The 14303-nt window shown below is 58.9% G+C and carries 11 protein-coding genes; all 11 read right to left on the reverse strand.

All coding sequences use genetic code 11. The features are described from left to right. The 11 genes from ACPWMG_RS07360 to pilV all read right to left on the reverse strand — a co-directional run bounded on the left by ACPWMG_RS07360 (window position 1) and on the right by pilV (window position 14297). Entirely contained in the window at window positions 1–1185 is a 1185-nt protein-coding gene (locus ACPWMG_RS07360; protein WP_483303996.1) for a pyridoxal phosphate-dependent aminotransferase, read from the reverse strand. Window positions 1186–1276: 91 nt separating this feature from the next. Next, window positions 1277–1840, reverse strand: coding sequence for a transcription antitermination factor NusB (nusB, locus tag ACPWMG_RS07365; protein ID WP_483303997.1), 564 nt, complete (start codon window positions 1838–1840; stop codon window positions 1277–1279). Further along, entirely contained in the window at window positions 1837–2313 is a 477-nt protein-coding gene (gene ribH, locus ACPWMG_RS07370; protein WP_483303998.1) for a 6,7-dimethyl-8-ribityllumazine synthase, read from the reverse strand. Before ribH ends, nusB begins: the two co-directional genes overlap by 4 nt. 4 nt (window positions 2314–2317) lie before the next feature. Further along, window positions 2318–3481 (reverse strand): bifunctional 3,4-dihydroxy-2-butanone-4-phosphate synthase/GTP cyclohydrolase II, encoded by a 1164-nt coding sequence (ribBA, locus tag ACPWMG_RS07375; protein ID WP_483303999.1) that lies wholly within the window; start codon window positions 3479–3481, stop codon window positions 2318–2320. A gap of 26 nt (window positions 3482–3507) precedes the next feature. After that, window positions 3508–4155: a riboflavin synthase gene (locus ACPWMG_RS07380; RefSeq protein WP_483304000.1), complete on the reverse strand. Its 648-nt coding sequence runs from the start codon at window positions 4153–4155 to the stop codon at window positions 3508–3510. Between the two features lie 82 nt (window positions 4156–4237). Then, the gene (ribD, locus tag ACPWMG_RS07385; RefSeq protein ID WP_483304001.1) at window positions 4238–5362 is read right to left on the reverse strand and encodes a bifunctional diaminohydroxyphosphoribosylaminopyrimidine deaminase/5-amino-6-(5-phosphoribosylamino)uracil reductase RibD; all 1125 of its coding nucleotides are present in this window, start codon (window positions 5360–5362) and stop codon (window positions 4238–4240) included. 769 nt (window positions 5363–6131) lie between these two features. Further along, window positions 6132–6632 (reverse strand): type IV pilin protein, encoded by a 501-nt coding sequence (locus ACPWMG_RS07390; RefSeq protein ID WP_483304002.1) that lies wholly within the window; start codon window positions 6630–6632, stop codon window positions 6132–6134. Between the two features lies 1 nt (window position 6633). After that, complete coding sequence (locus tag ACPWMG_RS07395; RefSeq protein WP_483304003.1) at window positions 6634–11817, reverse strand: pilus assembly protein; 5184 nt, start codon at window positions 11815–11817, stop codon at window positions 6634–6636. 43 nt (window positions 11818–11860) lie between these two features. Further along, a complete protein-coding gene (locus ACPWMG_RS07400; protein ID WP_483304004.1) occupies window positions 11861–12571 on the reverse strand; it encodes a pilus assembly PilX family protein in 711 nt (236 codons plus the stop codon). A gap of 8 nt (window positions 12572–12579) precedes the next feature. Next, window positions 12580–13647: a PilW family protein gene (locus tag ACPWMG_RS07405; protein ID WP_483304005.1), complete on the reverse strand. Its 1068-nt coding sequence runs from the start codon at window positions 13645–13647 to the stop codon at window positions 12580–12582. Beyond that, on the reverse strand, window positions 13644–14297 hold the full coding sequence (gene pilV, locus ACPWMG_RS07410; RefSeq protein WP_483304006.1) for a type IV pilus modification protein PilV: 654 nt from the start codon (window positions 14295–14297) through the stop codon (window positions 13644–13646). Before pilV ends, ACPWMG_RS07405 begins: the two co-directional genes overlap by 4 nt. Window positions 14298–14303: the final 6 nt, after the last annotated feature.

The raw sequence follows: 14303 nt of genomic DNA on the forward strand, positions 1-14303 counted from the left end.
TTAGCTGAGCATGGCACGCAGGCGCGCCACCGAGGTCTGCAATTGTTCGAGCGAATTGGCGAACGAAAAGCGTACGAAGTTGGCGGTCTCGGCCGTGCCGAAATCGCGCCCCGGCGTGATGGCCAAGTGGGCGCGGTGCATCACCTCAAACGCAAAGTCCCAGCTGTCTTTGATGTCCAGCTTCTGGCAGATCTTGCTGCAGTCGGCCCACACGTAGAACGCGCCATCGGCCTCGACCGGAATGTCAAAACCCAGCTCGCGCAAGGCTGGCACAAAGTAGTCGCGGCGCGCCTTGAATTCGGCGCGGCGGCGCTCGTATTCGGCCAGCGACGCGGGATCGAAGCAGGCCAGCGCGGCGTATTGCGACACCGTGCTGGGGCAGATGAACAGGTTTTGCGCGATGCGCTCGATCACCGGCACCAGTGCCTCGGGCACCACCAGCCAGCCCAGACGCCAGCCGGTCATGTTGAAGTATTTGCTGAAGCTGTTGACGCTGATGATCTGGTCGTCCAGGCCCAGCGCGCTGTGGCCAAAGGTTTCGTCGTAGCTCAGGCCAAGGTAGATCTCGTCGATCAAGGTCACGCCGCCACGGCTGCGCACCACGTCGTGGATTTGGCGCAGGGCGTCGGGGTGGATGGACGTGCCTGTGGGGTTGGAGGGCGAGGCCAGCAGCACCCCACGGGTCTTGTCCGTCCAGGCCGCGGCCACCTTCTCAGCGCTGAGTTGGTAACGCTCGGCTGCTGTGGTGGGGATCAACACTGCCTTGCCTTCTGCAGCGCTCACAAAGTGGCGGTTGCAGGGGTAGCTGGGGTCGGGCATCAACACTTCGTCGCCGGGGTTGAACAGTGCCAGGCAGGCCAACTGCAAGGCGGCGGAGGCGCCGGCCGTGACCACGATGCGGCTGGCCGGCACTTCAAGGCCGAAGCGGCTGCGGTACCACTGGCTGATGTGCTCGCGCAGCGCAGGCAGGCCGAGTGCCTGGGTGTACTGCGTGGTACCAGCGCTGATGCAGCGTTGCGCGGCTTCTTGCACCAGGGGTGGCGCGGTGAAGTCGGGCTCGCCAATGTTCAGGAAGATCATCGGCCGGTCGCTGCGCGCGACTTCTTGCGCCAGAGCAGATGCGGCCTTGGCCACTTCCATCACGTAAAACGGTTCAATGGCTTCGGCGCGGCGAGAAATCTGCATGGGCAACGATGGGGCTCAGGGGAGTTAGAGAGAGAGGCAGCGCTCGCGTGGGGAGCGCTGGGACATGACGCGAACGGCCGCGTGAACGAACTCAGGCGCGCGGTTTGCTTTTGAAACCCTTGGCTTGCTCGGCTTCGATTTCAGCTGGGCGCAGCTTTTGTGCCACGCCATTCAGAATGCCGTTGACGTATTTGTGGCCGTCGGTACCGCCAAACTCTTTGGCCATCTCAATACATTCGTTGAGCACCACGCGCCATGGCACGTCCAGGCAGTGCAGCAGCTCGTACGAGCCAATCCACATCACGCCGCGCTCAATGGGCGAGATCTCCGCCATGGTACGGTCAAGCAACGGGGTGATCAGCGCGTCCAGATCAGCAGCTTCTTCGATACAGCCGTGTAGCAGGGCGTCGTAGTGCGCCGAGTCGGCTTTGTGAAAGCCTGCCAGGTCGCGCGTAAAGGCGTCAATGGAAGCCGCGTCGTTGTGGCCTACCAAGTGTTGGTAGAGGCCTTGCAAGGCGAATTCGCGGGCGCGGCTGCGGTCGGACTTGGCCGAGGCTTTGCGGGCGCCGGTGCTGGTCAAACCGGTGCGCGACTGGCGAGCGGGTTTGTCTGCCGCAGGGGTGGCGTTTTCGGGGATTTCAGGGGTTTCGCTCATCGCAGTTGTTCCATCAGGTTGGCCATTTCGACAGCCACACGCGCGGCGTCGCGGCCCTTGTCGGTTTGGCGGGCCACGGCTTGTTCTAGGTTTTCGGTGGTCAGGATCGCGTTGGCGATGGGCATTTGGTAGTCCAGCCCAATGCGGCTGACGCTGCTGCCGGACTCGTTGGCCACCAGTTCAAAGTGGTAGGTCTCGCCACGGATGATGCAGCCCAGTGCGATCAACGCGTCAAACTGCTCTTGCTCGGCCATGGCTTGCAGGGCCACCGGCACTTCAAGTGCACCGGGCACTTGCACGTGCACCACGTTTTTCTCTTGCACACCCAGGGCGGCCAGCTCTGCTTTGCAGGCGGCGGCCAGGGCGTTGGTGATGTCGGCGTTGAAGCGCGCTTGCACAATGCCGATGCGCAGCTTTTGGCCGTTCATTTCGGGGGCTTGTGGGTCGTAGTGGCCTTGGTTGGCACCAAACATGTTGTTATTCCTTCGTAGTGTCTTGTTTGGCGAGGTAGCCCACGGTCTCAAGACCGTAGCCGGTCATGCTGGGCATGCGACGCGGTTGGCCCAGCAGGCGCATACGCGTCACGCCGCATTCACGCAGAATCTGCGCGCCCACGCCGTAGGTGCGCAAGTCCATGCGGCCACGCTCGGGGGCTTGGGCCGGGCGTGCCGTGCCTTCAAACTGGGCCAGCAGTTCGCTAGCGCTTTCGCCGCAATTCAGCAGCACGGCCACGCCTTTGCCTTCGGAGGCGATGTGGCGCAGGCTGGCGTCGAGGCTCCACGAATGCATGGGGCTGTTGACCTCCAGCAGATCCAGCACGGAAAGCGGCTCGTGCACGCGCACATCGACCACGGCTTCGGCTGACCATTCACCCATCACCAACGCCAGGTGCAGTTCGCCGCTGGGCGTATCGCGGAAGGCGTGCGCGGTGAATGCACCAACGGCGGTCTGGATCGCACGGCAGCCGACCTTCTTCACCAACGAGTCGTTGCGGCTGCGGTATTCGATCAGGTCGGCGATGGTGCCGATCTTCAGACTGTGTTGTGCTGCAAAGATTTGCAGGTCGGGCAGGCGGGCCATGGTGCCGTCGTCGTTCATCACTTCGCAGATGACGGACGACGGGCTGCAACCGGCCATCACTGCCAGGTCGCAACCGGCTTCGGTGTGGCCGGCGCGCATCAGCACGCCGCCGTCCACCGCTTGCAGCGGGAAGATGTGGCCGGGTTGCACCAGGTCGCTGGCTTGCGCGTTGGCGGCCACGGCGGCTTGCACGGTGCGCGAGCGGTCGGCTGCGGAGATGCCGGTGGTCACGCCTTCTGCGGCTTCAATCGACACGGTGAAGGCGGTGGCGTGCTTGGCACCGTTGCGCGCCACCATCGGCGGCAACTGCAGGCGTTCGCACATCTCGCGCGACAGCGTGAGGCAGATCAGGCCACGGGCGTAACGCGCCATGAAGTTGATGGCCTCGGGCGTGACGTGGTCAGACGCCAGCACCAAGTCGCCTTCGTTTTCACGGTCTTCTTCGTCCACCAGGATGACCATGCGCCCAGCGCGCATGTCGGCCACGATGTCTTCGACGGGGGAGATACCGGCAGGCGTGAGGTCGGCCGGAGCCAAGCCAGCGGGGAGGGAGGTGGACATGCGGAGAGCTTTCGGGCGAATCTAAATTAGAGCGTGGGCTTAAGCGCTGCGGTGGCAGGGCTGGCCTGGAGCATGCGCTCCACATAGCGGGCGATCAGGTCGATCTCGAGGTTGACCTGGCCGCCTTCGCGCAGCGCGCCCAGCGCGGTGTTTTCTACCGTGTGCGGAATCAGGTTGATGTGGACTTCGCAGCCGCCATCCACGTCGATGGCTTTGTTTACCGTGAGGCTCACGCCGTTGACGGTGATGGAGCCTTTGTACGCCAGGTATTTGGCCAGGCTGTGCGGCGCGAGGATGGTCAGCAGCCAGCTTTCGCCCACCTGGGCAAAGTGGCTGACGCTGCCAATGCCGTCCACATGGCCCGAGACAATGTGCCCGCCCAGCCGGTCGTGCGCGCGCAAGGCTTTTTCCAGATTGACTGGGCCAGGGGCGTCGAGGCTGGTGGTTTTGTCGAGAGACTCGGCGGAGATGTCGATGGTGAACTGGTGTTGGGCCAAGTCCAGCGTCGTCGCTGTCATGCAGGCGCCATTGAGGGCAATGCTGTCCCCCAGGCCCACGTCGTCAAGATACCCGGCAGGGGTCTCAATGGTGAGACGCTTGCCGAACGAAGAAGAGCTACCCAGGTCGTGCACGGCGACGATGCGCCCCACGCCGGTGATGATTCCGGTGAACATCCGCCTATTTTCGCAGGGTTTACGTGAGCTTGTGCCGTAAAAGCGGAATGTCCGGATGGATGGCCATCAAATCGAGGGCGAATCAGGTCTCCAGCGCGACCGGCAGCGGGCCAAATCGGTCACGGCCAGGGGGCTGGGCGAGGATGCGGAGGTCTGGCCCCACGCGCTCTACCGACTTGAATTCAAGCGCTGTGCCTTGCACCAGCGACGTGTACGGGCCGAGGTTGGTCATACCCAGCCCCTGACCTAGCAGCTTGGGGGCGAGGTACAGCAAAATTTCATCGACCAAGCCTTCGCGGAGCAGCGAGCCATTGAGCTTGTGGCCGGCTTCGACGTGCAGTTCGTTGATCTCGCGCCGTCCCAAGTCGCACAGCATCGCCGCCAGATCGACCTTTTGTTCGGTGCCGGGTTGTTGGCCCGGCATGTAGATCACCGTGGCGCCGCGCGCTTGCAGGGCGGCGATTTTGGCCTCGTTTTGGCTCGCCGTGTAGATATACGTGGTGCGGCCAGCTATGAAAAGAGCAGCATCTACCGGTGTTTCCAGCCGACTGTCCACCACCACCAAATGGGGCTGGCGCGGCGTGTCCACCAAGCGCACATCCAGCCGTGGGTTGTCTTCCAGCACTGTGCCGATGCCGGTCAAAATGGCCGAAGCGCGCGCGCGCCAGGCGTGGCCGTCGGTGCGCGCGGCTTCGCTGGTGATCCATTGGCTGGCGCCGTTGGTGAGCGCGGTTTGGCCGTCGAGCGAGGTGGCGGCTTTCATCCGCACCCACGGTGTCTTGCGCAGCATGCGGCTGAAGAAGCCGATGTTCTGTGCCCAGGCACGTTCCGCACCCTCACCAACCTCCACGGCCACGCCAGCGGCCTTAAGCCGCGCAAAGCCATGACCACCAACCAGCGGATTGGGGTCGGGCAGGGCGGCTACTACGCGGCCAATGCCAGCGGCCACCAACGCATCGCAGCACGGGCCGGTGCGGCCGTGGTGAGCGCATGGCTCAAGCGTCACGTATGCCGTGGCGCCGGTCACGTCATGGCCTTTGGCTGCCGCATTACGCAGCGCCATGATTTCGGCGTGCGGGCCACCGACTTTCTGGGTATGGCCGTTTCCGATGACTTCGCCCTTTGGACTAATTAGCACGCAGCCTACGCCCGGGTTTGGCGAAGCGATGCGGCTGGCATGCTCTGCTTGGGCGAGTGCCAGGGACATGCCAAGGGAGAGGGAATTTAACATGGTGGATTGCGGCAAAGGGGGCTGTGAACTCAATAGAACCTCGCGGGGGTGATGAACGCGTGATCGGTTCACTACTCTCGACTGACGACGATTTCGATACGGCGAAAACTTGGCACGGCCAGATTGTTGCGCATGGCTGGGCTTAGACGCGTCAAGTCCAACTCGGAAAGGGCTCTCATGAGCAAATCGTACGGTTCGGATCCGGGAGCGAGCTCCCAGCGGTCAATCTGGCCCGAGGCCGAAATCCAGATCCAGATTTCGGCGCGAATGCTGCTGAAACGGGGGAGTACCTCGGTGTGAACGAACCAATCACCGAACGGGATTGCGGGTGGGTCTACGGCATCGAACGCAAAGTAGCCGTCCAGAACGGGAGGCGAAGCGGTCTGGTTTGGCTCCTCCCAGGGGGCAGGGTCAATTGGGGTGGGCGATGGCGGAAGATGGGTAGTTTTGGGGCGAGCGATCTCAGCCTTGGCGAAGTCTGGTTTCTTTATTGAAGGATTCGAGGCCGTAACTGGCGATGGTGAGGAGGGCGGCGCGGTAGGCGGTGCAGGGGCGGGTAATGGTGCGAGAGACATTGCAACAGCTCCCACGCGGGCGGTAATGTAGGTCACCGTAGGCAGGACGCGTGTAATCGGACGAGGCCAATTCCAATAAAGCACTCCTACATGTGCTGCCAACACCACGACCGCCGCCACGCCGTGTTGTGTCGTTGGGCGCATTCCTACTCGCTGGCGCAGCAGCTCGCTTATTTCCAGCAATAGGCCAAGGCGTCGGTGAGACTGGCACCCGCCTTCGAGCTGTAGTTAGCGAGCTTGCGACGTCCAAGGTTGTCGATGCTGAAGTCGCCGCAACGGTCTTGGCCCATTGCTCGACTGGCGGCTCGTGTGGCAGTGATTGTGTAGCTGTCACGGGTGGGCGTGCTCACTGCTAGGTTATAGAGGGCTGCCTGCGTAGTATCAGGTGGCGACTGGCTGAAGCGCGCCAAGAACTGGCTGTTGTCAATTACAGCCGTGCCTGCGCTATTGACGTCGTATCGGTAGTTCTCGCTGTAGAAACGTTCCATCCATTGTTGGCCTGCGAGCAGCGTGGCCTGGGCTTCCGCGCGTTTCCCCTTGGCAATTTGCTCGATATAGGTGGGATAGGCGATGGCGGCCAGAATGGCGACGACCACTACCGTAATCATGAGTTCGAGCAGTGTGAAGCCGTGTTGTGTCCGCCGGAGTGTTTTAGGGGTTGATCGCATCATCTCAATAGGTCCTTAGTCCGGGCACCTCGCGCCATTGCACGCGCGAGTTGGGGGTATAGCAGAGTGTGACGCCAGTACTCTCACCGACGATCTTCTTGGCATATTGGTCGTCACTGCATGGTGAAACCTGTTTCTTGCACACGGTCACGCCATTGACGACAGCGCACACGCAATCAGGATCCCCCTTATTGCATGATTGACCGCTATCGACTTTGGTAAACGGCTTGCTGGTTTTGTCGTTGACGACCACGACTTTTTGGTCAGTGATGGCCGTACCAGAGACGAGCACATTGGTGGTGCTACCCACGGTGGTCACCCCTTGGCTGTTGCGCTCAGATTTTCCGGAAATCGGATCAATCGTGTAGAGCGTGACATCCGGTGTTGTGGTGCAGTAGGTGTTTCCTGTTGATTTCGGTCGAACAGACGTAAAGGTCAGAACCCCTGCACTCAAATCGGGGTCGGACAGAACCATTTCGGAGGTGCCTGGAAGGTCGAAATACCAACCGTCCTGGGTTAGCCAGTTGATCGGACTGGCAGTGCCGGTCAGTGTAACGATGCCAGTAGTCTGATTGCGTTCATAGGTGCGCTGTACCAGAGTGGTCAGGCTCGTCGGCAGGCTGCGTCCGCTGGTGCCGGTGCCAAAGTCAGGGCGGTCCCAGATGCCGTACATGCGCTGTGTCAACACGGTATTGGGATAGTAGTCACCCGTCTCGAACGCGTTGCCTGTGGCAAACGTGATGATAAGGCCGTCAAAAGCCGGGTAGGCGAACTCGGGCGCCGTGGTGATGGGCAGTCCATCACCTGTGCCGGTACTTCCACTACGAGCCTTGAACAGAGGCTGGTTGGTTGTTCCAGACTTGTAGGCGACTGCCCATTTGGTGGAGTCGGGGTTGCTCAGGTCGAACTTCCACATATTACCTTTGAGGTCACCGGCGTAGACCACGTCAGCCGTACCGTTGTTGTCAAGGTCGATCCAGGTCGGTGGTGACAGTCCGTTACCGGTGCCTACATCGGCGATGATTTTGACGTAGTTTGTGCCGGCAGTCCAAGTGCCTGAGGCATTGGGGCCATCTACATAAAGCAAATACAGAACGGCTTTTCCGTTGGTTGACTTGTAGCCATTATTCAGCAGCACGGCAAAGCGGCCGTTGTTCAGTTTGACGATAGGGTTGGCTTGGCCGGAGTTGACGTTGATGGCAATGTCGTTGACGTTGTAACCCATATCGGGGTCGTCATCCGACGTGAATTGCCATTTAAAGATGTCTTTTGCGCCTGCTTCGGCTGCATTCACGGTAGAAGACGAGGTTACGTCCAAGGCAAAGAAGGCTTTACCACCCCGGCCTAGGGAACTGAACGCGTACGTCCTCCATTGCGGGCTGGATTTAACGCTGTCGTCGGCATCTGCACCGAGTCGCACATCGGCCGTGAAAGGGCTGCCGTCCACATAGGCCCACACCGTGCCGTCCGGTAAATGATCTTTGTTGTCGGAGTTCGTCGCAAAGTAATCTCCGTCCAAGCGGGTGCGTCCGGTTGTACCGCGCTGCATCGGGATTTCTGCCAAGCGGTTGGCCAATGGGCCTGGAACATAAGCCATAACCTCCGCACCGGTGGTGGCGTTGAACGCATGCAGCATACCGTCGTTGGTTGATGCCCACAGCAACTTGCTACGGGCTTTGTTGGTGCTGACGTAATTCCGATAGCCTGGGAAGAGGGCCTCTGCGTAAAAGGCCGCCGGTGGTGACTGCACCCAAGGCGTGGCATTGACGATGGGCCCAAGCAAATTGTTGGAGCGCTCGCGCAGGCCCGTGGATGCATTTTCCTTGGTCTGATCACCTCGCAGATATTTGACAACCACCTCTGCGTTGGCCGCACTAAGAGTGTTGGTACCGCCCTTGATTAGATCTTGATAACCAGTGGGCAACGCGGACCAACGGAACACGGCGCCAGACGTGCTTGTATTCCCAAAATTAGTGATGATGTTGCGCGCGTTACCTGAACCCTCGGTGCTGCCTTCAGTGCTAGCGGCGACGTTGCGCAGCAATTGTCCGGCACTCCACTCGGGTGTTGTCTTGTAGTCGCTTGTAGACGGATCGACCTTGTAGGCCTCGATGTTGCCCGACACCGTGGTGGAGTCGAACTTGGCAACGTATTTGAACCCGTCTGTTGTCAATTGACGCGACGAAGATGCCGGGGCCGCATTGGAGTTACGGGCCAGGCTGTCGAGCGCCTTGCGCAACTGCTGCTCCAGCAAATCTGGGCGGCGAGCCAGGAAGTAGCCGTCAGGAATACCGTCGGCACCAGTCGATCCGTCGGTTTTGAGCTTGTCCCAGCTGTCTGTTGTGGTTGGCATCGACACGTCTGAGTAAGTGCCGTCGTTGTTCTTCGTGCTGGAATCAAAATCGCCGTATTTGGCGGCGTAATAGAGGGGGTCCTTGAGAAGAGCGTCAGACTCACCCACCATCTTGAAAGTCATGGATACCGGGAAGTCCTTGTTTTGGACCGTGCAATAGTTCGCCAAGGTCGGAATGGCGGTGTCGCCGGTGCTGCCGTTGCCCGTCACAGCGCAAACTGTATTTGCGTACGTGGTGTTGGTACCGCTGACAGTGATGCTGCGAGCGCGGTAGCTTGAATCGCCGCAGAGGTATTCGCTGGTCCCAGGCATGCCGCTCAGGGAGGTGAACGTGGAGCCGCCGCTGCCAGAATGTTGATGGGTGAGATAGCGCCCGTTTTTACTGGCGCCTGTATCGTCGGTTACCCCGATGATGCTGAACCCATGAGTGCCTGCCGCGCCACCGCACACGCCTGGGATATCGGTGGTGACTTTGATGTAGGGGCCGTTGGTATTGGCCACGCCATTTTTGTCCACTAGGTCATAGCGGATGAAGCCGGTGATGTCCATGTCGTAGTCGCCACCCATCAACACGTCGTTCCAGGTCACGATAAAAGCTCCGTGGGTCGTGCTGGAGCTGATGGAGGCGAAGGTTAGCGGGGCACTGATGGCGCCGCCGCTCTGCACGCTTTCTGGGGTGATGTAAACATAGCGGGTAGGAGAGCTTCCTGGTACCGGAATGTCGATTCGTGGCGCGCCACCCGTAAGAGAAGCGGCCATGGTTTTGATCTTGAGGGCATCTTTTGTCGACGCGAGATCCTTGGGTACGGTGCTGCCGGTGCCGACGGTGCGAATCTTGTTTGTGTTGCCATACAGAGCGGCACCTGCGACTTGATATGTTCCGCCCATCGCAGGGGCTTCAGGGCAAACACCTGACACTTGGCTGAGGGTCGTTAGAGTCTTGGCCGAACAAGAAGTGCCATAGGTGCCGTCGATGGACCCAACGGAGCGCAAGCTCTTGTTGATGTTTTCGGCATCGCCAACCTTGTCGGTGTAGTTGGTCAGGCTTGGAGTGGTCGGTAGAGTGGTAAATGGCCCTGAGGCTTGCCCATCAAAGCTCAGTGCACTGTTGGACATCAAAAGCACATTCAGTGGGCGACAAATCGAGTTGCCGTAGTTCGTGGCGCGTGTTGCGTTCGACGTGGATAACGGATCGCTCCACTTTACAACCGGCACTCCAGCCGTCGTGTCATTGTTGGTGCTTGAGGGGTTAGTGGGCGTTGGCTTTGTGCCGTCGTAAGCGTAGTACTGAAGCGCTTGCACCAACATTTCGCCAATGGGGTTTCCCCAGGCCGGCAGCTTGCCCTCTCCAACGGTGCTGGGGGTGCCTTGGCTTCCGTAGCTCCCTGGAGAGCGTCCAAACAAAATGATGGAGTCGAATGCCTTGATGGCTCCGGCGCCTGTGGCGCGTCCGTCGGCCAGTGGGTTATCACAGCCAGAGCTGGCACTATGGCAAAACACGCCTGTTTTGGGATTGATCTCATCCGCAAAATCACCCATGTTCTTGCGCAGGGCTCCGGCGGTGTAATTGAGGTCGTAGCTGCCTGTAATGACGCCAAATTCGGCGCGTGCGGCTCCCGAGGTGGCGTAGCCGAATTCCTGGAACAAGCCGTATGGCTTGTAGTTTTGAGTTGAATCACTGGGAAAGGCTTGGCAACGTTCCTCACCCAGAAGTTTGGGGTCGCAGACCTTGACCCGCATGGTCAACTCAGGGCCAATGTTCGTTCCATAGACCGCGCCATCACCATTTTTGTTGGGAATGGTGATTTCATGTGCTACACCGCCAGCTCCTTTGTCTGAATCTTGGTAGTAGCGCGCAAGCTTGGGGCCGAAAGTTCCTAAGGAGTAGGAGTCGGCGTCGTGCCATTGGCAAAGCCTCACTTCGACAGTGGACCAGAAGCGCACATTGCCCTTAACCATTCGCATAATGGGCGAGTTTTTTGTGGTGGAAGTGGAGTCTTCTGAACCCAAATTGCAAATGCTAAGACCGGCATAGATTCCCGCATTAGGACCTGTCGCCTTTTTGAGGTCCTCAGTCGAAAAAGGAGTGTAGTCACGAATGTCCTCACCCCGGTAGTACTTGACAAAAGCGTGAGCATCGAAATTGAGCTGGGCCCGTTCAAGCACGGTTGTACCGACGCCACCAGCAGACGTGGTGTCCGTACTGCGTTTGCCGCCGTAGAGCATTTTGCGTACGACGTCTAAACGTGTCATGGACGCCCAGTTGAGGAAGTTGCCACTCCAGTACGAAAGTGTGCCTCCTGGGCAAGAGTAAATCGTTGAAGAGGAGCTCGTGGTTCCGACAGTGCCGGTTGTGCTGGGCGTTGTGGCCCCTGGGACAGATATTGTTGTGGTAGTGCCAGTGCCGCCATCGGTGGTGGATGTGGAGAGCGTGATGGTCGAAGAAAAGCCGGTCGACGTTGCGGTCGTCGTCGTGGTCGTGGTAACGGTCTTGCTATTGGCAATCTGAGTAGGGTTGAACCGTACATCAGCGGTGCTATAGGCATAGCATTTGGTGGGATCGAAGTAGCCGTAGTATTTGAAGTTTGGCTTGAAAGTGGTGTCGATCACACCGTCATTGTCGAGGTCTTCGAAGTCGGTGTAGACCGGCCCGAACAACGAATGATCCTTGGTTGCGGCCAACATCATCATGGGGCGGTTGGAGGTTGACACGATATTTGGCGGAACAGCTAGCCTTGGTGTCGATACATCCAACGGAGTTGCCTGTAGTTGCACCGCCAGAAAGGCGAGGCTGAACACCAATAGGTGTTTGACTGAGGGCGTAATGGTTTTCATGAGGCTGGTCCTAGGTGAGCTATGCGACTGGGCACAACAATCTTTATTCCTGAAGCGGTGAGAAATAGGTCTGCAAGACGACCTGTGTGCGCAAAGAGTAGCCAAAGCCGCGTGCGGTGATGCGATAGACCGCAGTGGGTTGATAGGTCACGTTGCTAGCCCGAACAAAGTGTTCAATGATGTATTCGGGCTGCTGTGCAACGCCTTGAATGCTGGTGACGCCAGTGAATGTGCCCAGCGGAATCGCACCGGTGAAGTTGCAATGGCCCGTATCTACTGAACTGGCGGCACGATTGGGCTTGTTGTCGAAGCCGTTATTCCATGCCCCGCCTTTGCTGACTGGCCACCAAGGCTCCGAGCCACTGGTTGAGCCTGACGTTGCACTTCCCCAATTGGACGTGGCATACGTCGAGTCTTCTCTGCGGCACAAGCCGAGTTGGCAGTCGTCCGTGAAGTCTGAGACGATAGGGGCGCGTGAGCGTCCGCGGCTACATGAAGCTCCGGTCAGGATCGCCGGGGTGATCTGCATGAGATCGCGCTCGGCATCGCGCAAGGCTGATTCGGCAGCTTGATAGGCAACTTCTTGGTCTAGTTGATTGCGTGCCATGCCTTCTCCAAACATGGCTTGGCGCGCGGCCCAAACTGTGAGGCCGGTGATAGCCAGAAGAAACAGTAAAACGACGATCAGGGCCACGCCCTTCTGCTGAGTAGGTTGCACAAGAGTGACGCGACGGAGCAAGCGGAGTGTGGGCATGGTGAGCCCTAGTAGGATTGGTTGATGTTGTTTTGCACAGCGAAGATCTGTATGAAACGCTTACGCAGTGACGTATCACTAGCGCTTTGGCTCTTTTCTTCGTTGTTGCAATTGATGTACTTGCGTAGAGCCGTGCTCTTGTCTGCAATCTTGGGGGCTGCACCCACGCTGCGCGTCATGATGCACACTCGTACCGCGACCACTCGGCTCCAGGGCGAAAGTGCAACGCCATTGATGTTGAGTGTCGCCAAATCGTTTTTAATTTCCAGTGCGGTGTAGAAGCGATCAGGCGCACGGGTGGTTGCATTGTTGTAGACGCCATACGTCAACTGCAAGTCTTCAACCCCGAGCAGAATTGGTTGGTAGCCGCTCGTATTGCCATTACCGGAACATCGCAAGCTCATGGTCGTGACGCTCTGTTTTTCGATTTCAGTGGTGGTATCTCCGAGTGAATATCGATTGGAAACGAACAAGGGGAGTTGTGGAGGCAGGGCCGCATTGAGAGTCGTTGCGGGTGTGCCGTCGTTGAGCTTTCGGATCGCGTTGCTGGCGTCGTTGGCCGCATCGGCCCCATTGCAGTCGCGCCGCGTTCCGACCACGCTATTCATGGCGTCGCTGGAGAAATAATTAATGACCAGGGAGTCAGGCGCTGTCGATGACGGCGTGCCGCAGGTTCCTGTCGCCACATCGAAGACAGAGCCTTCACAGCCAAAAATACCTGTGATATAGGCATTGTCACTACTGCTGGGGGATGTCCAATCTGTGGATCGTACGGGAATACCTTGCGCTGGAGGGTAACCATCGACGCGACGCATTTTAGGGAAGTTGGGTGAGATCGGCGGTGCTACTGTTGGGTAAAAACCGGCGTTGGCAATGTCACGGCCCAAGAGTTCGAGGGCAAAAGAACCCGTTTCTTGATTTGCGCTGTTGCGTTCCACTGCGCGCTGGGTCTCTCGGGTGTTCAGGTAGACATAGGCGGCGGCGGTCACCAAGAAAAGCGTTATCGCCAGGGTGATCATCAACTCCACCAGTGTGACGCCTTGCTGGCGAGTTGGCATGGGGCGGGTATGGTTCATGGCACGAAGGAGAAACGGGCGCAACGCACACCTGCTGGAGCCGATGCCGAGGAGGGGCAGCAGGTTTGTCGAGCCAAGCCGGTTTGAGATGCATCGCATGTGGGGGCCGCGACCAGATTGACGGCCGTACCGTCGTTGACACGGCGTTGTGAATCAGTGTTGTCCTTGTCAAACCACATCAACGTGACCGTAATGCCGTCGCTTCGATTACCTTCGACCAAGGCTGCTCCTTGAGGTAGTGCATTGCGCACGCGCAGGCGCCAGGCCCCCATGTCGTAGGTCGCGCGCTGCTGGGGAGTGCAACTTGAGACAGAGGTATCCGTTTCGCAATTTGGGGTAATGGTCAACGATGTGTCGTCAGCAGCTTGCTGGGTTGCCCAACTGCTGCTAAGTAGATATGCAGAAGTGCTATCTGCCCCCGTGATGAAGTTGCGCCCCGCTTGGCTCGGATTCATGCGAACACGGTCGGTAAAGTCAGCGAACAAAGATGCATTGGCGGAGCGCGACCATGAGTTAATTTTGTACTTGGTCGTTGCGATTTGCAGCCCTGCAATGCCTAGTAAGCCAATCGATAACACGATGATGGCTACCAAGACTTCAATCAAGGTGACGCCGCTGTTGATGCGACGACGTGAGGAGGTATTGACCATAGGAGC

The sequence above is a fragment of the Hydrophilobacter chitinilyticus genome (assembly GCF_049860745.1).
Taxonomy (GTDB): domain Bacteria; phylum Pseudomonadota; class Gammaproteobacteria; order Burkholderiales; family Burkholderiaceae_C; genus Rhodoferax_B.

Bases quoted from the DNA above. Each gene is read 5' to 3' on its own strand.
- ACPWMG_RS07360 (WP_483303996.1), bottom strand. From the start codon at position 1,185: ATGCAGATTTCTCGCCGCGCCGAAGCCATTGAACCGTTTTACGTGATG.
- nusB (WP_483303997.1), bottom strand. From the start codon at position 1,840: ATGAGCGAAACCCCTGAAATCCCCGAAAACGCCACCCCTGCGGCAGAC.
- ribH (WP_483303998.1), bottom strand. From the start codon at position 2,313: ATGTTTGGTGCCAACCAAGGCCACTACGACCCACAAGCCCCCGAAATG.
- ribBA (WP_483303999.1), bottom strand. From the start codon at position 3,481: ATGTCCACCTCCCTCCCCGCTGGCTTGGCTCCGGCCGACCTCACGCCT.
- ACPWMG_RS07380 (WP_483304000.1), bottom strand. From the start codon at position 4,155: ATGTTCACCGGAATCATCACCGGCGTGGGGCGCATCGTCGCCGTGCAC.
- ribD (WP_483304001.1), bottom strand. From the start codon at position 5,362: ATGTCCCTGGCACTCGCCCAAGCAGAGCATGCCAGCCGCATCGCTTCG.
- ACPWMG_RS07390 (WP_483304002.1), bottom strand. From the start codon at position 6,632: ATGATGCGATCAACCCCTAAAACACTCCGGCGGACACAACACGGCTTC.
- ACPWMG_RS07395 (WP_483304003.1), bottom strand. From the start codon at position 11,817: ATGAAAACCATTACGCCCTCAGTCAAACACCTATTGGTGTTCAGCCTC.
- ACPWMG_RS07400 (WP_483304004.1), bottom strand. From the start codon at position 12,571: ATGCCCACACTCCGCTTGCTCCGTCGCGTCACTCTTGTGCAACCTACT.
- ACPWMG_RS07405 (WP_483304005.1), bottom strand. From the start codon at position 13,647: ATGAACCATACCCGCCCCATGCCAACTCGCCAGCAAGGCGTCACACTG.
- pilV (WP_483304006.1), bottom strand. From the start codon at position 14,297: ATGGTCAATACCTCCTCACGTCGTCGCATCAACAGCGGCGTCACCTTG.